Genomic DNA, 20495 nt, shown 5'->3' with positions numbered 1-20495 from the left:
TCGCGGCTTTGCGGGGGCCCCATGGAGTCCCCTCCTGCCCAGGAACCGTCACAGCCTGCCGCGGCAAAGCCGCAGCAGGGCAACGGGCGGCAAAGCCGCAGCAGGGCAACGGGCAGCGACGGTTCTGACGGGCGCCTTATTTATGCAGTGTCGCGGCGGCCAGGAGGGCGGGCGCGGCGACGAGTCGAGCCCTTTCCCCCTCCCCCACGCCTCTCGGTCGGGCCGCGCGACTCGGCCAGGCGCATCGGCGGGCAGGCGCCGCGCTGCCTCCGCAGGTCGCTGTGCCGGGAATGTTAGCCCGGGCGCCCTTCGGGACGCGGGTGGCGCGCGTGGCAACGCTCCCCTGTCCTGCCCCGCACGTGGTAAATCCTCGCGGGCAATGGGATGTTGGCATTGAGCCTCTGGGGCAAGATCATCGGTGGCGTGGCCGGCTTCGTGACCGGTGGCCCCCTCGGTGCCGTGATGGGAGCGGCGCTCGGCCATGCCGCCGACCAGAATGGCGGCAATCCGGGCGCGCTGTTCGGCCGCACCTCGGTGCGGCAGGCCGCCGACCTCGCCGCGATGCTCGGCTCGAAGGAGCAGCTCTTCGCCATCTCCGTCGTGGTGCTGGCCGCCAAGCTGGCGCGCTGCGACGGCCCGGTGAAGCGCGAGGAGATCGACACCTTCAAGCGCCTCTTCCGCATCCCGCCGGAGAACCTGCGGGAGGTCGGCCGGCTCTTCGACCAGGCGCGCGCCTCGCAGGACGACTACCGCCCCTTCGCCCGGCGCCTCGGCGAGGCCTTCCAGGACAACAAGGGCATGCTGGAGGACGTGCTCGCCGCGCTCTTCCAGATCGCCCGCGCCGACGGGCCGCTCACCAAGGCCGAGGTCGCCTTCCTGCAGGGCGTCCAGGTCGGCTTCGGACTCGACGCCCCGTCCTGGGAGCGGGCGCGCGACGGCCGCAGCACGGGCAGCCACCAGGCGGCGCCGATGCCGAGCGGGCCGGACCCCTATGCCGTGCTCGGCGTCTCGCGCTCGGCGAGCGACGACGCGCTGCGCCAAGCCTGGCGGCGGCTGATGCGGGAGAACCACCCGGACAGCCTCGCCTCCCGCGGCGTGCCGCCGGAATTCGTCAAGCGCGCCACCGACAAGGTCGCCGAGATCAATGCCGCCTGGGACCGGGTGAAGCGGGAACGCAACCTGTGAGGCACGGCGCCGCGGCCGGGGCCCGCCCGTGAGCCTGCCGATTCGGGAACTGCCCAGCCCGAACCAGGACGACCGGCCGCCCGACGGCCCGATCGACATGCTGGTGCTGCACTATACCGGCATGCGCAGCGGCGCGGAGGCGATCGCCCGGCTGCGGGACCCGGCGGCGCGCGTCTCCTCGCATTACGTCGTCGAGGAGGATGGCGCGATCTTCCGCCTGGTGCCGGAGGCGCGCCGGGCCTGGCATGCCGGCATCTCGCACTGGCGCGGCCGGGAGGCGCTGAACGGGCGCAGCATCGGCATCGAGATCGTCAATCCCGGCCATGACTGGGGCTACCGCCCCTTCCCGGCGCTGCAGATGGCCGCCGTCTGCGATCTCTGCCTCGAGATCCTGGGGCGGCATCCGATCCCGCCGATCAACGTCGTGGCCCATAGCGACGTCGCGCCCGACCGCAAGGCGGATCCCGGCGAGCTCTTCGACTGGGAGGCGCTGGCGGCGAACGGCGTCGGCCTCTGGCCCGCGGCGGCCGATGCGCCGCCGGCCGGGGCGGCCATGGCGCTGCTCGGCGCCATCGGCTACCGCACCGACCTGCCGGAGGCCGTGCTGCTCGCCGCCTTCCAGCGGCACTGGCGGCCGGAGCGGGTGGATGGCGTCGCCGATGCCGGGACCATGGCCCGGCTCGCCGGCCTCGCCGCCCGGCTCGCTGCGTAACGAGCCCGAGTCGGGGCCGCAGGGCCGTTGACCGCACCGGCGCCGCCGGCGCATGAACCAGCCGCGCCAGGTGGCCAGACGGCCGCCGGCCCGCCCTTCCGGGACGGGTCGGAGGAAAGTCCGGGCTCCACGGGAATACGGTGCCGGCCAACGGCCGGCGGGCAGAGGGAAGCCGGCGGTTCGCCGCCGGTCGCCCAAGGCCCAGGGACAGTGCCACAGAGAGCAGACCGCCCATCCGCCTCGGCCGATGGGCAAGGGTGAAAGGGTGCGGTAAGGGCGCACCGCGCCCCCGGCAACGGGGGCGGCAGGGCAAACCCCACCGGGAGCAAGGCCGAATAGGGGTGGCCGGCGGTGGTCCTTCGGGGCCTGACGCGAGGGCATTCCCGCCCCGCCACCCGGGTTGGCCGCGCGAGGCGCGCCGCGAGGCGCGCCCCAGAGGAATGGCCGTCACATCCCCAGCTTTCCGGGGATGGACAGAACCCGGCTTACCGGCCGCCTGGCGCACTTTATCCACCCGCCTTTCCACAGCCTTGTCCCCAGGCTTCCCGTATCGCCCAAAGAACAAGTGAGTCCTGGCATGCGGATACCATTGACAATGAGCCGTTTCCTGGAGTCGACGCGAGTCTTCAAGCTAAACCCCTAAGAATCGAGGCTTTCGCACCGGAAGCTTAGTGCCCCGCAACGGCATTCTCCCTTGCTGTCCCAGGATTTCCCGTGCTATCCCATGGCATCCCGTTGAGGACCCAGACGCTCGGGGGGGCGAGCGGTCCGAGGCGGGATGGTCGGGCGAGCCGGCGGGGTCGGGGGGCCCCGCCGGCCGCTGATCAAGCGGGGCGCCTTGGCCCGGGGGGGCGGTCAGTGGGCGATGTCCGGCTTTTCGGGCACATTCGGTGGGACGTTCGACGCGAAGAAGGGCCGGATCTCCGTGCCCGCTAGCTTCCGCGCCGCGCTGAGCCGCCTGGGCGCCGAGGAAATCGTCCTCACCCCGTCGCGTTTCGGCGCCTGCATCGATGTCTGGCCCGCACCCGCCTACATGGCGGAGGTCGAGCGCCGGGTCGAAGGCCTCAGCCAGCTCTCCGGCGAATACCAGAAGATCATGCGCAAGCTGGTCTCGCGCATCCATACGCTGCGCCCCGACGCCGAGGGCCGGATCGTCATGCCGAAGGAGCTCGCCGACAAGGCCGGGCTCGATGGCGAGATCAGCTTCTCCGGGCTCGGCGCCTTCTTCCAGATCTGGTCGGCCGAGCGCCTCGCCGAGGAAGAGGCGCGGCTCGAGGCCGAGGACGAGGGGGGCGACGTATGAGCGACGGCGCCGCCGCGCCCCTGCCCGGCACGCATCTGCCGGTCATGCTGGCCGAGGTGCTGGCGACGCTCGCGCCGCGCGACGACGCCACCTATTGCGACGGCACCTTCGGCGGCGGCGGCTATGCCGGCGCCATCCTCGCCACGGCGCGCTGCACCCTCTACGCCATCGACCGCGATCCGGACGCGATCGCCCGCGGCGCCGCGCTCGCCGCGCACCACGCCGGCCGGCTTCATTTACTGGAAGGCCGTTTCGGCGAAATGCTCGAGCTGCTCGCGGCGCGGGGCGTTGCCGCGCTCGACGGTGTCGTGCTCGATCTCGGCGTCTCCTCATTCCAGCTCGACGAGGCCGGGCGCGGCTTCTCCTTCCGCGCCGATGGGCCGCTTGACATGCGCATGGAGAAATCCGGGAGGTCCGCGGCGGACCTCGTCAACACCTTGGGTGAATCGGAATTGGCGGATCTGCTCTTCACGCTCGGGGAGGAAAGGCATGCGCGGCGGATCGCGCGCGCCGTCGTCGCCGCGCGGCGGGAGGCACCGATCGCCACCACCCTGCGCCTCGCCGAGATCATCCGCAGCGTGACGCCGCGCGACCCCTCCGGCATCGACCGCGCGACGCGCTCCTTCCAGGCGCTCCGCCTCGCCGTCAACGACGAGCTCGGCGAGGTCGAGCGCGGCCTCGCCGCCGCCGCGCGGCTGCTCGCGCCCGGCGGGCGTCTCGTCGTCGTCGCCTTCCACTCGCTCGAGGACCGGATCGTGAAGCGCTTCATGGCGCAGCTCACCGGCCGCGCCGGCGGCGCCTCCCGCCACGATCCCGGCGCGCTGGCCGGGCCGGCCGCGCCTCCCGCCTTCCGCCTCCTCACGCCGCGGGCGCTCCGCCCCGGCGATGCCGAGACGCTTGCCAATCCGCGCGCCCGCAGCAGCCGGCTGCGCGCCGTCGAACGCCTCGATTCCCGGGACGCCGCATGATCTTCCGCCCGCTCAGCCTCTGCACCTTCCTCGCGGCCGCCCTCGCCGGATTGCACCTCTACCAGAGCAAGCACGAGGTCGCCTTGCTCGACCGCGAGCTGCGCGGCATCGGCAAGTCGATCGACGAGGCGCATGAACGCAGCCAGGCGCTGCACGCCGAATGGGCCTGGCTCAACGAGCCGGAGCGCCTGCGCGGCGTGGCGATGCGCCACCTGCAGCTCGAGCCGATGCAGCCCAGCCAGTTCCTGCGGCTGAACGAGGCCGAGCGCCGGCTGCCAACGGTGGTCGCCTATGACGGGCCGCCCGCCCTCTTCGCGGCGCGCGCGCCGGCGGCGGCGGAGGGTCCGGTCCGCCTCGCCCTGCTGCCGCGCATCCCGGACCGCGTGCAGCCGGTCCAGCTCGCCACCGCCGCCGCCGACGACCTGCCGATCCCGCCGCCCGCGCCGATCGCCGCGCCCATCGCCGCACCCGTCTCGCTGCCCCTCGCCGAGGCGCCGGCGAAGCCCGCCGCGCCGCCGGTGCGGCCGGCAGCCGAGGCGCCGAAGCCGGCGGCACCGGTCGCCGAGGCGCCGGCGCCCCGCCCAGCCCCCGCACCCGCCGCCGAGCCGCCCGCGCCGCGCCGCGCGCCGGTCCTCGCCGCCCGTCCGGCCGAGCCCGCGCCCCGCCCGGCCGAGCTCGCCGCGCGACCCGCCGCGCTCCGCCTGCCGCCGCCGCGGCCCGCGCCGCGCGCCACCGAGGTGGCCGCGCTGCCGCCGGTCACCGCCCCGATCCGCCCGATCGCCGCGCCGGTGCGGCCGGCCGTCGCGCATATCGCCCCGCCGGTCGCCCCTCCGGTGCCGCGCCATGCCGGGACGCAGCTCGCCACCGCGGCGCCGCTGGCGCCGCCGCGGCCGGCCGAGGCCCCGGCCGTCTCGCTCGGCTCCGCCCTCGGCGGCGGCCGCCCGATGCTGGCCCCGCCAGTGCCCTTCGGCAGCGCCAATGCCGCGACGCTCGGAGGCGCGCGGTGAGGGATTCGGGCGATATCGAGGAGTTGCGGCCACCGCCCTCCCCCTCCGCCATGCCGGCCGGCCGGACCGTCGCCACGCGCGTCGTAAGCGAGGGCCGGCCCTTGCCGCGTCCGCATGCGCCCGACCTGGCGCGCAAGGCGCAGCTCGAGACGACGCGCGGCCGGCTCGTCATCGCTGCCGCCGGCTTCGCCGCGCTGTTCGGCGCGGTCGGCCTGAAGCTCGCCGTCGCCACCATCATCGATCCGGCCGAGCCGAAGCTGCGCGCCGCGCCGCGGGTGCCGGACGGCACGCCGAATATCGGCCGCGCCGCCATCACCGACCGCAACGGCGAGGTGCTCGCGGTCTCGCTGCAGGTGACGGAGCTCTACGCCAACCCGCAGGAGATCAACGACCCGGTCGAGGCGGCGGACAAGCTCCGCTCCGTCCTGCCGGGCCTCGACCGCGAGCGGCTGATCGCCCGCATCAGCCAGCGCACGGTCGGCGACAGCGATCGCCCGGTGCAGTTCGCCTACATCGCCCGCAACCTGCCGCCGCGGCAGCAGCAGGCGGTGAACGATCTCGGCATCCCGGGCTTCCACTTCCGCCCCGCCGAGCGGCGCTTCTACCCGCAGGGGCGGGCGGCGGCGCATGTCCTCGGCCAGGTCGACATCGACGGCCACGGCATCGCCGGCGTCGAGAAGCATTTCGACGCGCGGCTGCGCGGCAACCACGACCCGCTGCGGCTCTCGATCGATGTCCGCCTGCAGGTGGCGCTGCGCGATTCGGTCGAGAAGGCCATCGCCGACTTCAACGGCATCGGCGGCGCCGGCGTGGTGATGGACGTGAACACGGCGGAGGTGCTGGCCATGGTCAGCCTCCCCGATTTCGACGCCGCCGATCCCGGCGGGCTGCAGCAGCGCAATGCCGAGGCGGAGTCCGACGGACCCATCCGCAAGGTCGTCGCCCGCCCGGCGGCGCCGAAGCCGGTGCACCAGGACCAGGACCCGCATTTCAACCGCGCGACGGTCGGCGTCTACGAGCCGGGCTCGACCTTCAAGCTGCTCACCGCCTCGATGGTGCTCGATGCCGGCGCCGCGAACATCTGGAGCACCTTCGACGCCCGGCATCCCATTCGCTACGGCCGCTTCACCATCAGCGACTACAAGGGCAAGAACCGCGTCCTCGTCTTCCCCGAGGTGCTGGCCTACTCCTCCAACCTCGGCGCCGCTCACATGGCGCAGCTCATGGGTCCGCAGCGGCACCGCGAGTTCATGAGCCGCATGGGGATGCTGAACCGCCTGCAGGTGGAGCTGCCCGAGGCCGCCCGCCCGCTCGCGCCCTCGGCGAACAGCTGGAAGGAGATCAACACCTTCACCATCGCCTTCGGCCACGGCATCTCGGTGACGCCGCTGCATGTCATCACCGGCATCTCGGCGGTGGCGAATGGCGGCATCCTGCGGCAGCCGACCCTCGTCGCGCAGCCCGACGGCGCGCCGCGCGAGGGCACGCGCGTGCTGTCGGAGAAGACCTCGGAGACCATGCGCAAGCTCATGCGCCTCGTCGTCACCGACGGCTCGGGCAAGGGCGCCGAGGTCCCTGGCTACTTCGTCGGCGGCAAGACCGGCACGGCGGAGAAGACCACCGCCCGCGGCGGCTACCAGAAGGACAAGCGCATCGCCGCCTTCGTCGGCGCCTTCCCGATGAACGCGCCGCGCTACGCCATCTACGTCATGGTCGACGAGCCGAAGCCGAACGCGAAGAGCCACGGCTACGCGACGGCCGGCTGGGTCGCGGCGCCGGCGGCCGGCGCCGTCATCGCCCGCATCGCGCCGGTCCTCGGCATGGTGCCGGAGACGGAGCGCATCGCGCAGATCCAGCAGAGCATCTCGATCCCGCTGCAGCCCGGCCGCCCCGCCGGCGGCAAGGCCCCGGTCGCCGCGGCGCCGCAGGCGGCCACCCCGGCCGCGCCCCGCGCCAACATCCCGGCCGCCGCCATGCCGGCGACGCCCGCCGCGCCGGCGCAGCCCGTGCCCGTGCCGCCGGCCACGCTGCATCCCCCTGCCCTGCGGCGCACCGAGGCGCCGGCGCCCTTCCGCCTGGCCGCCGTCCCCGATGCGATGGACGAGGCCGGCCTTGCATCTCGATGAGCTCATCGCTCGCGCCGGGATCGCGCCGCCGCCCCTGATCGGGGACACGGCCGCCGAGATCACCGGACTGACCGCAGACAGCCGGGCCGTGCGGCCCGGCTTCGTCTTTGCGGCCCTGCCCGGCGCCCGGGCCGATGGCCGCGCCTTCATCGGCGAGGCGGTGGCCGCCGGCGCCGCGGCGGTCCTCGCCCCGACCGGCACCGCCTGGCCGCCCGGCCTCGCCGCCCGGCCGCTGCTCGCCGCCGCCGATCCGCGCCGGGCCCTGGCGCTGATGGCCGCCGCGCTGCACGCGCCGCAGCCCGGCTTGGCCGTCGCCGTCACCGGCACCAACGGCAAGACCAGCACCGTCGATTTCCTGCGCCAGCTCTGGACGCTCGATGGCGCACGCGCCGCCTCGCTCGGCACGCTCGGCCTGATCGCCGAGGGCTTCCCGCCCGGCCCCTCGCTGACCACGCCGGACCCAGTCGCGCTGCACGCCGGCCTCGCCGCGCTCGCCCGCGCCGGCATCGACCGGGTGGCGATGGAGGCCTCCTCGCACGGCATCGAGCAGCGCCGGCTCGACGGCGTGCGGCTCGCCGCCGCCGGCTTCACCAACCTGACGCGCGACCATCTCGACTACCATGGCGGCATGGCGGCCTACCGGGAGGCCAAGCTGCGGCTCTTCGAGGCGCTGTTGCCGCCGGGCGCCACCGCCGCGGCCAATGCGGACATGGAGGCGGCGACGCTGGCCGCGCTGCGCGACATCGCCGCGCGCCGCGGGCTGCGGCTGCTCACCCTCGGCGAGGCAGGCGAGGATCTCCGCCTGCTCGCCCAGCGCCCGCTGCCGGCGGGCCAGGCGTTGGAGCTCGCCGTCTTCGGCCGGCGCCACGCGCTCGAACTCGCCCTGCCCGGCCGCTTCCAGGCGGACAACGTGCTGATGGCCCTCGCCCTCGCCATCGCCGCCGGCATGGCGCCGGAGCGCGCCCTCGCCCTCGCGCCGCGCCTCGCCGGGGTGCGCGGCCGGATGGAGCTTGCCGCACGCCTGCCGAACGGCGCCGCCGTCTATGTCGACTACGCCCATACGCCGGATGCGCTGGAGCGCCTGCTCGCCGCGCTGCGGCCGCATGTCGCGCCGGGCGGGCGGCTGCAGGTGGTCTTCGGCGCCGGCGGCGATCGCGACCCGGGCAAGCGCCCGCTGATGGGCGCGGCCTGCGCGACGCAGGCTGATCGCTGCTGGGTCACCGACGACAATCCCCGCTCCGAGGACCCGGCTGCGATCCGCGCCGCCGTGCTCGCCGGCTGCCCCGGCGGCATCGATGCTGGCGAGCGGCGCGCCGCTATCGCCGCGGCCCTCGCCGATCTCGGCCCGGGCGACGTGCTGGCCGTCGCCGGCAAGGGGCATGAGAGCGGCCAGACGATCCGCGGCGTGACGCAGCCCTTCGACGATGCGGCCGTGGTCCGCGAGCTGGCGGGAGGCGCGGCATGAGCCTCTGGACCGCCGCGGCGCTGCGCGAGGCGACGGGCGGCAGCCTGGCCGCGGCCATGCCGATCTCCGGCATCTCGATCGACACCCGCAGCATCGCGCCCGGCGACCTCTTCGTCGCGCTGCGCGACGTGCGGGACGGGCATGACTTCGTCGCCGAGGCGCTGTCCCGCGGCGCCGCCGCGGCGATGGTGGACCGCGATCCGCCCGGCGTGGCGCCGGATGCGCCGCTGCTGCGCGTCGCCGACACGCTGGAGGGGCTGCGCGCGCTCGGCGCCGCCGGCCGCGCCCGCTGCCGGGGCCGGGTCGCCGCGGTGACGGGCAGCGTCGGCAAGACCGGCACCAAGGAGATGCTGCGGCTCCTCCTCGGCAGCCTTGGCCCGACGCATGCCGCCGTCGCCTCCTACAACAACCATTGGGGCGTGCCGCTCACCCTCGCCCGCATGCCGGCCGGGACCGCCTTCGCGGTGATCGAGATCGGGATGAACAATCCGGGCGAGATCCTGCCGCTCTCGCGCCTCGCGCGACCGCATGCGAGCGCCGTGACCGCGATCGGCGAGGCGCATATCGGCCATATGGGCAGCCTCGAGGCGGTGGCGGCGGAGAAGGGCAGCATCGCCGCTGGCCTCGAGCCGGGCGGCGTCGCGGTGCTGCCGCGCGATTCCGAGTTCTTCGACCGGCTCGCCGGCCTCGCCCGCGCCGCCGGCGCCGCCCGCGTCATCGGCTTCGGCGAGCATCCCGCCGCCGAGGTGCGGCTGGCCGAGGCCGGCATCCTGCGCGACGGCCGCACCCGCGCCGTGATCGCGCTCGGCGGCCGCGAGGCCGAGGTGATCATGCCGGCGATGGGGCTGCACCATGCGGCCAATGCCTGCTGCGCGCTGGCCCTGGTGGAGGCGCTCGGCCAGGATGCGCATCGCGCCGCGCCGGCGCTTGCCGCCTATGCCCCGGGCGCCGGTCGCGGCGCGCCGCGGGAGATCGCGGTCGCGGGCGGCACCGCGCTGCTGATCGACGAGAGCTACAACGCGGCGCCCCCGGCGATGCGGGCGGCGCTGCGCACCCTCGCCCTGCGGCCGGGCGGGCGGCGGATCGCGGTGCTCGGCGACATGCGCGAGCTCGGCGAGTTCTCGGCGGCGCTGCATGCCGGCCTCGCTCCAGAAGCTGGTAAGGCGGATCTGGTCTTCTGCTGCGGGCCCGAGATGGCGCGGCTCCATGCCTTGCTGCCGCCGGCGAAGCGGGGCGGGCACGCGGCGGACAGCGCCGCGCTGGCGCCGCTCGTGAAGGAGGCGCTGCGTCCGGGCGACGTGGTGCTGGTCAAGGGTGCGCTGGGCAGCCGGATGGCCCTGGTGGTGCGGGCGCTGACGGAGTTGCCGACGTGATTTTCAACCTGCTCGCGCCCTTCGCCGAGGGATTCGCCCTCTTCAACCTGGTGCGCTACACCACCTTCCGCGCCGGCGCCGCCTGCCTGACCGCGCTTGTCTTCTCGCTCGTGCTCGGCCCGGCGGTGATCCGCTGGCTGCGCGGCTTCCAGCGCGGCGGCCAGCCGATCCGCACCGACGGGCCGCAGAGCCATCTGGTGAGCAAGAAGGGCACGCCGACCATGGGCGGCGTGCTGATCCTCCTCGCCCTCGTCATCGGCACGCTGCTCTGGGCCGACCTGCGCAACGGCCTGGTCTGGGCGGTGCTGCTGGTGACCGTCACCTACGGGCTGCTCGGCTTCGCCGATGACTGGCTGAAGGTCACCAAGCGCAACACCAAGGGCGTGTCCGGCCGGATGAAGCTGGTGGTGCAGGCCGGCGTCGGGCTCATCGGCGCGGCCTGGATCTGGTGGGTGCATCCCCCGGCCGTCGCCGGCGGCCTGGCGATGCCGGTCTTCAAGGACATCCTGATCCCCTTCGGCCCCTTCTTCCCGCTGGTCGGGATGCTGGTGATGATGGGCGCGTCCAACGCGGTGAATTTGACGGACGGGCTGGACGGGCTGGCGATCGTGCCGACCATGATCGCGGCCGGCGTCTTCGCCCTCATCGCCTATCTGGTCGGCAACCGCGTGCTGGCGGATTACCTGCAATTGCATGCGGTGCCCGGCGCGAACGAGCTCGCCGTGTTCTGCGCCGCGCTGATCGGCGCCGGCCTCGGCTTCCTCTGGTTCAACGCGCCGCCGGCCGCGGTCTTCATGGGCGATACGGGCTCGCTCGCCCTCGGCGGCGCGCTCGGCGCCGTCGCCGTGGCGACGAAGCATGAAATCGTGCTGGCGATCGTCGGCGGGCTCTTCGTCGTCGAAACAGTGAGCGTCATCATCCAGGTCTTCTGGTACAAGCGAACCGGACGCCGCGTCTTCCTCATGGCGCCCCTGCACCACCATTTCGAGAAGAAGGGCTGGGCGGAGCCGACCATCGTGATCCGGTTCTGGATCGTCGCGATGGTGCTGGCCCTCGTCGGGCTCTCGACGCTGAAGATCCGATGAGCGCATTCCGTCCCTTCCTCGGCGAACGCATCGCCCTCCTCGGCCTCGGCAAGGCCGGGATGCCGGCCGCGCAGCGCCTCGCCGCATGGGGCGCCGAGGTATCCTGCTGGGACGACCGGCCGGAGGCGCGCACCGCCGCGGCCGCGGCCGGCCTCGCCTTGGCGAACCCGGCCGAGGGCGCCTTCCGCTGGGACGCGCTGCTGCTCTCGCCCGGCATCCCGCACCGCCTGCCGGCGCCGCATCCGGCCGCCGCCGCCGCCATCGCCGCCGGGCGGCCCGTGCTCTGCGACGTCGAGTACCTGCAGCGCGCGGTCCGCGCCGCGGGCTCGCGCGCCGGCTTCGTCGGCATCACCGGCACCAACGGCAAGTCGACGACCACGGCGCTGCTGCACCACCTGCTGCGGCAGGCCGGCCGGCTGGCCGAGGCCGGCGGCAATCTCGGCCCGGCCGCCCTGTCGCTCGACCTGCTCGGCGATGCCGGCACCTATGTGCTCGAGATGTCCTCCTACATGCTCGAGCGGCTCGTCGCCGTACGGTTCGAGCATGCGGTCATGCTGAACCTCTCGCCGGACCATCTCGACCGGCATGGCGACATGGCCGGCTATGCCGAGGCCAAGGCGCAGGTCTTCGCGCGCCAGTGGCCGGAGGATCTCGCGGTGCTCGGCATGGACGATGCCGGCAGCCGCGCGCTGCGCGGCCGGATCGGGTCGCGCGTCCGGCCGGTCTCGGGCGAGGCGCGGCAGCCCGGCGGGATCTGGGCCGAGGGCAGCCTGCTGCAGGACGAGGCGGGGGCGCTGCTCGACCTGCGCGAGGCCGCGGCCCTGCCGGGCAGCCACAACGCGCAGAACGCCGCCGCCGCCGCCGCGGTCGCGCTCGATCTCGGCCTGACGCGCGAGGCGGTGGCGGCGGGGCTGCGCAGCTATCCCGGCCTGCCGCACCGGCAGGAGCGGGTCGGCGAGATCCGCGGCGTCCGCTTCGTCAACGACAGCAAGGCGACCAATGCCGACAGCGCCGCACGGGCGCTGGCGAGCTACGACCGCCTGGTCTGGATCGCTGGCGGCACGGCGAAGGAGGGCGGCATCGAGAGCCTCGCGCCCCTCTTCCCGCGCATCGCCCGCGCCGTGCTGGTCGGCCGCGACGCGCCGATCCTCGCCGCCACCCTGGCCGCGCATGGCGTGCCGCACGAGGTCGCGGGCACCCTCGACGCGGCGCTGCCGCGCGCCGCCGAGATCGCCTTCGCCGGGGCGGCGCCGGTCGTGCTGCTCTCCCCCGCCTGCGCGAGCTGGGATCAGTTCACCGGCTACGACGCGCGGGGCGACCGCTTCCGCGCCCTCGTCGCCGAGCTCGCCGCCGGCCTCGCCGCGCCGGCCCCGTCGCAACCTTCATCGCCGTGCGGGAGGGCCGCCTGATGGCCATCAGCCGTGCCGACAATTCCGTCCTCGGGCGTTGGTGGTGGACCATCGACCGCTGGACGCTGGCTGCCCTGCTGGCGTTGATCGGCTTCGGCTATGTGATGATGCTGGCCGCCTCGCCGGCGGTGGCGGAACGCGTCATCGGCAGCGATGCGCGTTCCCTGCTGCTGGTCAAGCAGGTGGTCTTCCTGGCGCTCGCCGCCAGCCTGATGGTGATCGTCTCGCTGCTCTCGCCGAAGGGCATCCGGCGCTTCGCCCTGGTGGGATGCCTCGTCGCCCTCGCCCTCACCGCGGCGACGCTGGTGATCGGCTTCGAGACCAAGGGCGCGCGGCGCTGGCTGAACTTCCCGCTGCTCGGCACGATGCAGCCCTCGGAATTCCTCAAGCCCTGCTTCGCGGTGGTGACGGCCTGGCTGCTCTCGCTCGGCAAGGAGGCCGGCATGGCGCGCCTCGCCGCCGGCCGGCCGCGGGATCTCGGCCTGCTGCATCCGCGCCTGTTCTGGCCGGGGCTGGCGCTCGGCCTGCTCGCGGTCATCGCAGTCGTGCTGAAGTCGCAGCCGGATTTCGGCATGCTGATGGTGGTGGTCTCGGTTTTCCTGGCGCAGTCCTTCGTCGCGGGGCTGAACCTCGTCCTGGTCGGCTTCAGCGCGCTCGGCGGCGTCGGCCTGGCCGTCGGCGCCTATTTCATCCTGCCGCACGTGCGCAGCCGCGTGGACCGCTTCCTCGACCCCGCCGCCGGCGATACCTTCCAGATCACCAAGTCGATGGAGGCCTTCGGCTATGGCGGGCTGTTCGGCCGCGGCCCCGGCGAGGGGCGGGTGAAGAACCTGATCCCGGACGCGCATGCCGATTTCGTCTTCGCGGTGGCGGGGGAGGAGTTCGGCTTCATCATCTGCGCGCTGATCCTGCTGCTCTTCGCCTTCGTCGTGGTGCGCGGCCTGTGGCGGCTGATGGCCGAGGGCGACCTCTTCGTGGTCCTGGCGGCGACCGGGCTGCTGGCGCAGTTCGGCCTGCAGGCCTTCGTCAACATGGCCTCCACCCTGCACCTGATCCCGACGAAGGGGATGACGCTTCCCTTCGTCTCCTATGGCGGCTCCTCGGTGCTCGCCATCGCCATGGGCATGGGCATGCTGCTGGCGCTGACCCGCCGCCGCGGCCCGCGGCTGGAGGGGCGGGAATGAGGGGGCCGGCCGTGCATCCGATCGTCATCGCCGCGGGCGGGACGGGCGGGCACCTCTTCCCCGCCGAGGCGCTGGCGGCCGAGCTGCTGGCGCGCGGCGAGCGCATCGCGCTGATGACCGATGCGCGCTCCTCCGCCTTCGACAGCCCGGCCTTCGCCAATGCCGAGCGCTTCGTGCTGAAGGGCGCCGGCCTCTCCGGACGCGGCGCGCTGAAGGCGGCGCGCGGCGCCCTGGCGCTGGCCGCCGGCACGCTGCAGGCGCGGCGCCTGCTGCGCGACCTGCACGCCGCCGCGGTGGTCGGCTTCGGCGGCTATCCCAGCGTGCCGCCGCTGCTGGCCGCGCAGGCGCTGCCGGGCCGCCGGCCGGTGACGGTGCTGCACGAGCAGAATGCGGTGCTCGGCCGCGCCAACCGCATGATCGCGCCCTATGCCGACCGCCTCGCCCTGTCGCACGACCCGACGGCGAACGTGCCGGAGCGGGCACGCATCGCGGTGGTCGGTAACCCGGTGCGCCCGGCCCTCGCCGCGCTCGCGGGCGGCGCCTATCCCGGCACCGAGGGTGCGCTGCGGCTGCTGGTGCTCGGCGGCTCCCTCGGCGCCCGCGTCTTCGCCGACATCGTCCCCGGCGCCGTCGCGGCGCTGCCGGAAGGGCTGCGGCGCCGGCTCGTCGTCGCGCAGCAATGCCGGCCGGAGGATCTCGCGCGGGTGCGCGAGGCCTATGACGCCGCGGGCGTGCCGGCCGAGCTCTCCGCCTTCTTCCCCGATGTCGCCGGGCGGCTGGCGAATGCGCATCTCGTCGTCGCGCGCGCCGGCGCCGGCACCGTGGCCGAGCTCGCCTGCGCCGGGCGGCCCGGCATCCTGGTGCCGCTGCCGCATGCGATCGACGACCATCAATCGGCCAATGCCCGGGCGCTCGCCGCGGCCGGCGCCGCGGTGGTGATGCCGCAGGCGAAGCTCAGCCCGGCCGGCCTCGCCACGCAGCTCGAGGCGCTGCTCGGCGACAGGGCCGGGCTCGAACGCGCCGCCGCCGCCGCCGCCGGCCTCGCCCGGCCGGATGCCGCCCGCCGCCTCGCCGATCTCGTCCTCTCCCTGGTGCGGGCCCGAGCCCCGCAGGATTCCCCCTGAATGCGCGCCCTGCCCCTCAATATCGGACCCATCCACTTCGTCGGCATCGGCGGCATCGGCATGTCCGGCATCGCCGAGGTCCTGCACAACCTGGGCTATCAGGTGCAGGGCAGCGACATCGCCGAGGGCTACAATGTCGCCCGGCTGCGCGAGGCCGGCATCCCGGTCTCGGTCGGGCATGACGCGGAGAATCTCGGCGCCGCGCAGGTCGTCGTCGTCTCGACGGCGGTGAAGAAGGACAATCCGGAGGTCCAGGCGGCGCGCGCCCGGCTGATCCCGGTGGTGCGCCGGGCCGAGATGCTGGCCGAGCTGATGCGGCTGAAATGGTCGATCGCGGTCGGTGGCACCCATGGCAAGACCACCACCACCAGCCTGATCGCCTGCGTGCTCGAGGCGGCGAAGATCGACCCCACCGTCATCAATGGCGGCATCGTCAACGCCTACGGCACCAACACCCGCCTCGGCGACGGCGAGTGGATGGTGGTCGAGGCGGATGAAAGCGACGGCTCCTTCCTCCGCCTGCCCTCGGTCGTGACCATCGTCACCAACATGGATGCCGAGCATCTCGACCACTGGGGCACGGCGGAGGCGATGAAGGAGGGCTACGCCCAGTTCGTCAGCAACATCCCCTTCTACGGCTTCGCCGTCCTCTGCCTCGACCATCCCGAGGTGCAGGCGATGATCCCGAAGCTCGACCGGCGCATCGTCACCTACGGCTTCTCGCCGCAGGCCGATGTGCGGGCAGAGAAGCTGCTGACCGACCGCATGGGCGCGACCTTCACCGTCTCGGTGCAGGACCGCACCACCGGCCGCGCCCGCACCATGAAGCCGATGCGCCTGCCCATGCTCGGCCAGCACAACGTGCAGAACGCGCTCGCCGCCATCGCGGTCGGCGTCGAGATGGACATCGACGAGGAGACGATCCGCAGCGCCCTCGCCGGCTTCAAGGGCGTCAAGCGCCGCTTCACCCGCGTCGGCGAGGCCGGCGGGATCCAGGTGATCGACGATTACGGCCATCATCCGGTCGAGATCGCGGCGGTGCTGAAGGCGGCCCGCCAGGCCGGTGCGCGGGACGTGATCGCGGTGGTGCAGCCGCACCGCTACTCGCGCCTCGCCGGGCTGTTCGAGGAGTTCTGCACCTGCATGAACGACGCCGGCACGGTCATCGTCGCCGATGTCTATGCGGCGGGCGAGGCGCCGATCGAGGGCGTCGACAAGGACTCGCTGGTCGAGGGGCTGCGCGCCCGCGGCCATCGCAGCGTGGTGCCCCTGCCCGGGCCGGAGAGCCTGGCCGAGATGGTCAACGCCATCGCCAAGCCGGGCGACTACGTGGTCTGCCTCGGCGCCGGCAGCATCACCGGCTGGGCGCATGCCCTGCCGGAGCAGCTGCAGGCGCTGCAGCCGGGCGGCCGCGTCACGCCGCTGAGGCGGGCATGAGCGCGCGGGGGGCGATGACCGCCGGCGGGCCGCGCGCGATCCCGGCGATTCGCGGCCGGGTGCAGGCGGGGGCGCCGCTCGCGCCCTTCACCTGGTTCCGCGTCGGCGGGCCGGCGGAATGGCTGGTGCGGCCGGCCGATGCCGAGGACCTGGTCTCGCTGCTCGCCGGGCTGCCGGCCGGGACGCCGCTCACCGTGCTCGGCGCCGCCTCGAACCTGATCATCCGCGACGGCGGCCTGCCCGGCATCGTGCTGCGCCTCGGCGGCGCCTTCGGCGCGGTGACGGCCGAGCCAGACGGCATCGTGGCCGGCGCCGCGGCGCTCGACATGACCGTGGCGCAGCATGCCGCCGCGGCCGGGCTCGGCGGCCTCGAATTCCTCTCCGGCATCCCGGGCAGCATCGGCGGCGCCGTGGCGATGAATGCCGGGGCCTACGGCTCGGAGGTGAAGGACGTGCTGGACTGGGCGGAGGTCGCGACCGCCGACGGTATCCGCCGCCTCGATGCCGCCGTGCTCGGCTTCACCTACCGCCATGCCGCGCTGCCGGGGGGCGCCGTCGTCATCCGCGCCCGTTTCCGGGCCAGGCCGGGCGAGCCGGCTGCCATCGCCGCGCGCATGGCCGAGATCCGCGCGGCGCGCGAGGCCTCGCAGCCAGTGCGCGCCCGCACCGGCGGATCGACCTTCGTGAACCCGCCTGGCGGCAAGGCCTGGGCGCTGATCGATGCCGCGGGCTGCCGCGGCCTCGCCATCGGCGGCGCGCAGGTCTCGGAGAAGCACTGCAACTTCCTGCTCAACGCCGGCGGCGCCACCGCCGCCGAGCTGGAAGCCCTGGGCGAGGAGGTGCGCGCCCGCGTCCTCGTCCGGACTGGCATCGCCCTTGAATGGGAAATCAAGCGCCTCGGGCTCGCCTTGCCGGACGGGTCTGAGGGTGGTGGAGCAGCAGCATGACCCGCGTCGCGGTCCTTTTCGGTGGCATCTCAGCCGAGCGCGAGGTGAGCCTCGCCTCCGGCGGGCAGTGCATCGCGGCGCTGCGCGAGGCGGGGTTCGAGGTGGTGCCGGTCGAGGTGGGTGAGGACCTCGCCGCCGTCATCGCGGCGCTGCAGGCGGCGAAGCCCGACGCCGTCTTCAACACGCTGCATGGCCGCTTCGGCGAGGATGGCTGCATCCAGGGCGTGCTGGACTGGCTGCAGCTTCCCTATACCGGCTCCGGCGTCCGCGCCTCGGCGATCGCCATGGACAAGCCGGCGGCGAAGGCGGTGCTGGCCTCGGCGGACCTCCCGCTGGCGCGCCACCTGCTGGTCACGCCGGAGGAGCTCGAGGCGGCGGACCCGATGCCGCGGCCCTTCGTGGTGAAGCCGCCGAATGAGGGCTCCTCGGTCGGGGTGACGATCCTGCGGGAGGGCGACAACCGTCGCGCGGCCATCGCCCGCGAATGGCGCTTCGGGCCGCGCATCATGGTCGAGCCCTACATCCCGGGCCGCGAGCTGACCGTCGCCGTCATGGGCGACCGGCCGCTCGCCGTGACCGAGATCACCACCGACCTGCAATTCTACGACTACGACGCGAAATACGCCGATGGCGGCAGCCGCCACGCGGTGCCGGCGCCGGTGCATCCGGAGATCGAGCGCCAGGCCATGGCCGCCGCCCTCGCCGCGCACCGGGCGCTCGGCTGCCGCGGCGTCTCGCGCGCCGATTTCCGCTACGACGACACGGCCGGCGAGCCCGGCCGGCTCTATCTGCTCGAGGTCAACACCCAGCCGGGCATGACCCGCACCTCGCTGGTGCCGGAGCAGGCGGCGCATGTCGGCATCCCCTTCCCCGCGCTCTGCGCCTGGATGGTGGAGCAGGCCCGCCATGGCGCGTAGCCCGCAACGCGGCGAGGGAGGGTCGCGCCGCGCGCGCGGCACGGCCGGCAGCGCGCTGGACCGGCCGACCTCGCTGCGGCTCTGGCTGCGCCGTCGCCGCGGGCTGCTGCGGCCCGCCGGGCTCGGCCTGCTCGGCGCCGGCGCCCTGCTGGTCACCGCGGTGGCGGTGATGGCGACCGATCCCTATGGCCGCATCGCCGCCCTCTGGGATGGCGCGGCGGAGATCGCGGCTGGCGGCGGCCTGCAGGTGCAGGACGTGCTGGTGGACGGCATGCGCAACACGCCGCCCGAGCTGGTGCGCGAGGCGCTGTCGGTGCGGCGCGGCGATCCGATGCTCGGCTTCGACCCGCATTGGGCGCGCGAGCAGCTCGAGCAGATCGCCTGGGTCGAGCACGCGCATGTCGAGCGCCTGCTGCCCGGCACGATCAAGGTGCGGCTCGACGAGCGGCAGCCCTTCGCCATCTGGCAGCGCGAGAGCAAATTCTCGGTCATCGACCGCGAGGGCAAGGTGGTGGCCACCGAGAATGTCGGCGCCTTCGGCCGCCTGCCGCTGATCGTCGGCACCGGCGCCGACCGCGCGGCCGGGCCGATGATCGACGTGCTGCAGGCGGTGCCGGAGGTGCAGGAGCGCGTGCACGCGCTGGTGCGCGTCTCCGAGCGGCGCTGGAACCTGCGGCTGCGCAACGGCGCCGACGTGCTGCTGCCGGAGGGCCAGGAGGCCGCGGCGGTTGCCCGCCTCGCCGAGCTGCAGGCGAAGCAGGGGCTGATGGACCGGCCGCTGGCGGCGATCGACCTGCGCCTGCCGGACAAGCTGGTGCTGCGCATGGCGCCGGGCCAGCAGCCGGCCGAGCCCCCGGCGGCCGGCCAGAAGGCCCAGGGCGCGACGAGGAGTGGCCGCGGATGAACCAGATCTCCCGCCTGCCCCCCGCCATCGACCCGCCGGCGCCGGCGCGCCGCCGCCGCGGCGCCAAGCCCGGCGTCTTCGGCGTGCTCGACATCGGCACGACCAAGCTGGTCTGCCTGATCGCCCGGATCGAGAACGATGGCGAGGCGCGGGTGCTCGGCTTCGGCTGGCAGCGCGCCCGCGGCATCAAGGGCGGCAGCATCGTCGATCTCGAGGAGGCAGAGGCGGCGATCCGCGCCGCCGTCGGCCAGGCCGAGGAGATGGCCGATACGCGGCTGAACAGCGTCGTCGTCAATCTCTCCTGCGGTCAGCCGGAATCGCGACACCAGAACATCCAGTGGGGCATCGGCGGCCGGCCGGTGACCGAGGCCGACCTGCGCGCCATCCTGAACGAGGGCCGCCGTCGCAGCGCCGAGGACGGGCGCGAGATGGTGCACGCCTTCCCGCTCAGCTTCATGGTGGATGCGACGCCGGGGGCGAACGACCCGCGCGGCATGATCTGCGACACGCTGACGGCGCGGCTGCACCTGTGCGACGCGGCGCAGGCCTCGCTGCGCAACCTCGGCGCCTGCCTGATGCGTTGCGACCTCGAGGTGAACGAGCTGGTCTCGGCGCCCTTCGCCGCCGGCCTCGCCACGCTGGTCGAGGACGAGAAGCAGCTCGGCGCCACGGTCATCGACATGGGCGGCGGCACGACGAGCTTCGCCGTCTTCGCCGAGGGGCACCTGCTGCACACCGCGCAGCTCCCGGTCGGCGGCTGGCACGTGACGAACGACCTGGCGCGGCTGCTCTCGACACCGGTCGCGCATGCCGAGCGGCTGAAGACCCTGCATGGCGGCGTGCTCGGCGCGCCGGAGGACGAGCGGGAATGGCTGCCGGTGCCGATGGTGGGCGAGGAGGACGACCACATCGCGCGCATCCCGCGCGCCATGGTGGTCGGCATCATCCGCCCGCGGCTCGAGGAGACCTTCGAGCTGATCCGCGACCGGCTCGATTCCGCCGGTCTGTCGCAGGAGATGGGGCGCCGCGTGGTGCTGACCGGCGGCGCCAGCCAGCTCGTCGGCGCGCGCGAGCTCGCCGCGCGCGTGCTCGACCGCCAGGTGCGGCTCGGCCGACCGCATCCGGTGCGCGGCCTGCCGGAGACGGCGCAGGGCCCGGCCTTCGCCGCGCCGCTCGGCCTGCTCGCCTGGTGCGCCGGCGAAGGACGGCCGCTGATCGATCTGCTGCCGGGACTCGACCGCCCGCCCGGAGTGTTTCGACGACTGGTCCACTGGCTGCGGGACCGCGCCTGATGCGCCCCGCTGTAAGACTCCCGCCACACCTATCTGTGAAAAACCTGTGGATGAAAT

General features: G+C 74.1%; 17 protein-coding genes and 1 other RNA gene. All 18 read left to right on the top strand.

Annotated features, from left to right (window positions below; all coding sequences use genetic code 11):
- Positions 1–393: 393 nt before the first annotated feature.
- Positions 394–1185 (top strand): TerB family tellurite resistance protein, encoded by a 792-nt coding sequence (locus HJG45_RS21825; RefSeq protein ID WP_171615026.1) that lies wholly within the window; start codon positions 394–396, stop codon positions 1183–1185.
- Positions 1186–1234: 49 nt separating this feature from the next.
- Entirely contained in the window at positions 1235–1897 is a 663-nt protein-coding gene (locus HJG45_RS21820; protein WP_408902030.1) for an N-acetylmuramoyl-L-alanine amidase, read from the top strand.
- Between the two features lie 66 nt (positions 1898–1963).
- Positions 1964–2401: RNase P RNA component class A (gene rnpB, locus HJG45_RS21815), an RNA gene on the top strand.
- A gap of 421 nt (positions 2402–2822) precedes the next feature.
- Positions 2823–3200, top strand: a complete 378-nt coding sequence (locus HJG45_RS21810) for a cell division/cell wall cluster transcriptional repressor MraZ (RefSeq protein WP_171615024.1) — start codon at positions 2823–2825, stop codon at positions 3198–3200.
- Positions 3197–4168, top strand: coding sequence for a 16S rRNA (cytosine(1402)-N(4))-methyltransferase RsmH (gene rsmH, locus HJG45_RS21805; RefSeq protein ID WP_254452697.1), 972 nt, complete (start codon positions 3197–3199; stop codon positions 4166–4168). Before HJG45_RS21810 ends, rsmH begins: the two co-directional genes overlap by 4 nt.
- Positions 4165–5175, top strand: coding sequence for a hypothetical protein (locus tag HJG45_RS21800; protein WP_171615022.1), 1011 nt, complete (start codon positions 4165–4167; stop codon positions 5173–5175). Before rsmH ends, HJG45_RS21800 begins: the two co-directional genes overlap by 4 nt.
- Positions 5172–7301, top strand: coding sequence for a penicillin-binding protein 2 (locus tag HJG45_RS21795; RefSeq protein WP_171615020.1), 2130 nt, complete (start codon positions 5172–5174; stop codon positions 7299–7301). The genes HJG45_RS21800 and HJG45_RS21795 overlap by 4 nt, the downstream gene beginning before the upstream one ends.
- A complete protein-coding gene (locus HJG45_RS21790; protein WP_171615018.1) occupies positions 7267–8766 on the top strand; it encodes a UDP-N-acetylmuramoyl-L-alanyl-D-glutamate--2,6-diaminopimelate ligase in 1500 nt (499 codons plus the stop codon). The genes HJG45_RS21795 and HJG45_RS21790 overlap by 35 nt, the downstream gene beginning before the upstream one ends.
- Entirely contained in the window at positions 8763–10139 is a 1377-nt protein-coding gene (gene murF / locus HJG45_RS21785) for a UDP-N-acetylmuramoyl-tripeptide--D-alanyl-D-alanine ligase (RefSeq protein WP_171615016.1), read from the top strand. The genes HJG45_RS21790 and murF overlap by 4 nt, the downstream gene beginning before the upstream one ends.
- Positions 10136–11224: a phospho-N-acetylmuramoyl-pentapeptide-transferase gene (mraY, locus tag HJG45_RS21780; RefSeq protein ID WP_171615014.1), complete on the top strand. Its 1089-nt coding sequence runs from the start codon at positions 10136–10138 to the stop codon at positions 11222–11224. Before murF ends, mraY begins: the two co-directional genes overlap by 4 nt.
- Positions 11221–12633, top strand: coding sequence for a UDP-N-acetylmuramoyl-L-alanine--D-glutamate ligase (murD, locus tag HJG45_RS21775; RefSeq protein WP_171615012.1), 1413 nt, complete (start codon positions 11221–11223; stop codon positions 12631–12633). The genes mraY and murD overlap by 4 nt, the downstream gene beginning before the upstream one ends.
- On the top strand, positions 12633–13817 hold the full coding sequence (locus tag HJG45_RS21770) for an FtsW/RodA/SpoVE family cell cycle protein (RefSeq protein WP_171615011.1): 1185 nt from the start codon (positions 12633–12635) through the stop codon (positions 13815–13817). The genes murD and HJG45_RS21770 overlap by 1 nt, the downstream gene beginning before the upstream one ends.
- Positions 13814–14941 (top strand): undecaprenyldiphospho-muramoylpentapeptide beta-N-acetylglucosaminyltransferase, encoded by a 1128-nt coding sequence (murG, locus tag HJG45_RS21765; protein ID WP_171615010.1) that lies wholly within the window; start codon positions 13814–13816, stop codon positions 14939–14941. Before HJG45_RS21770 ends, murG begins: the two co-directional genes overlap by 4 nt.
- On the top strand, positions 14942–16378 hold the full coding sequence (murC, locus tag HJG45_RS21760; protein WP_171615009.1) for a UDP-N-acetylmuramate--L-alanine ligase: 1437 nt from the start codon (positions 14942–14944) through the stop codon (positions 16376–16378).
- Positions 16375–17325: a UDP-N-acetylmuramate dehydrogenase gene (gene murB / locus HJG45_RS21755; protein WP_254452696.1), complete on the top strand. Its 951-nt coding sequence runs from the start codon at positions 16375–16377 to the stop codon at positions 17323–17325. The genes murC and murB overlap by 4 nt, the downstream gene beginning before the upstream one ends.
- Positions 17322–18242, top strand: coding sequence for a D-alanine--D-alanine ligase (locus tag HJG45_RS21750; protein WP_171615008.1), 921 nt, complete (start codon positions 17322–17324; stop codon positions 18240–18242). Before murB ends, HJG45_RS21750 begins: the two co-directional genes overlap by 4 nt.
- Positions 18232–19146, top strand: coding sequence for a cell division protein FtsQ/DivIB (locus tag HJG45_RS21745; RefSeq protein WP_171615007.1), 915 nt, complete (start codon positions 18232–18234; stop codon positions 19144–19146). Before HJG45_RS21750 ends, HJG45_RS21745 begins: the two co-directional genes overlap by 11 nt.
- The gene (gene ftsA / locus HJG45_RS21740) at positions 19143–20438 is read left to right on the top strand and encodes a cell division protein FtsA (protein ID WP_171615006.1); all 1296 of its coding nucleotides are present in this window, start codon (positions 19143–19145) and stop codon (positions 20436–20438) included. Before HJG45_RS21745 ends, ftsA begins: the two co-directional genes overlap by 4 nt.
- The last annotated feature ends 57 nt before the right edge of the window (positions 20439–20495 follow it).

Origin of the sequence: Roseicella sp. DB1501 (assembly GCF_013112485.1) — a bacterium.
Lineage (GTDB): Bacteria > Pseudomonadota > Alphaproteobacteria > Acetobacterales > Acetobacteraceae > Paracraurococcus.
This window is presented reverse-complemented; position numbering and strand designations above follow the sequence as displayed.

Bases quoted from the DNA above. Each gene is read 5' to 3' on its own strand.
- HJG45_RS21745 (WP_171615007.1), top strand. From the start codon at position 18,232: ATGGCGCGTAGCCCGCAACGCGGCGAGGGAGGGTCGCGCCGCGCGCGC.
- murD (WP_171615012.1), top strand. From the start codon at position 11,221: ATGAGCGCATTCCGTCCCTTCCTCGGCGAACGCATCGCCCTCCTCGGC.
- murC (WP_171615009.1), top strand. From the start codon at position 14,942: ATGCGCGCCCTGCCCCTCAATATCGGACCCATCCACTTCGTCGGCATC.
- HJG45_RS21770 (WP_171615011.1), top strand. From the start codon at position 12,633: ATGGCCATCAGCCGTGCCGACAATTCCGTCCTCGGGCGTTGGTGGTGG.
- HJG45_RS21800 (WP_171615022.1), top strand. From the start codon at position 4,165: ATGATCTTCCGCCCGCTCAGCCTCTGCACCTTCCTCGCGGCCGCCCTC.
- HJG45_RS21750 (WP_171615008.1), top strand. From the start codon at position 17,322: ATGACCCGCGTCGCGGTCCTTTTCGGTGGCATCTCAGCCGAGCGCGAG.
- murG (WP_171615010.1), top strand. From the start codon at position 13,814: ATGAGGGGGCCGGCCGTGCATCCGATCGTCATCGCCGCGGGCGGGACG.
- rsmH (WP_254452697.1), top strand. From the start codon at position 3,197: ATGAGCGACGGCGCCGCCGCGCCCCTGCCCGGCACGCATCTGCCGGTC.
- HJG45_RS21790 (WP_171615018.1), top strand. From the start codon at position 7,267: ATGCGATGGACGAGGCCGGCCTTGCATCTCGATGAGCTCATCGCTCGC.
- ftsA (WP_171615006.1), top strand. From the start codon at position 19,143: ATGAACCAGATCTCCCGCCTGCCCCCCGCCATCGACCCGCCGGCGCCG.
- murB (WP_254452696.1), top strand. From the start codon at position 16,375: ATGAGCGCGCGGGGGGCGATGACCGCCGGCGGGCCGCGCGCGATCCCG.
- murF (WP_171615016.1), top strand. From the start codon at position 8,763: ATGAGCCTCTGGACCGCCGCGGCGCTGCGCGAGGCGACGGGCGGCAGC.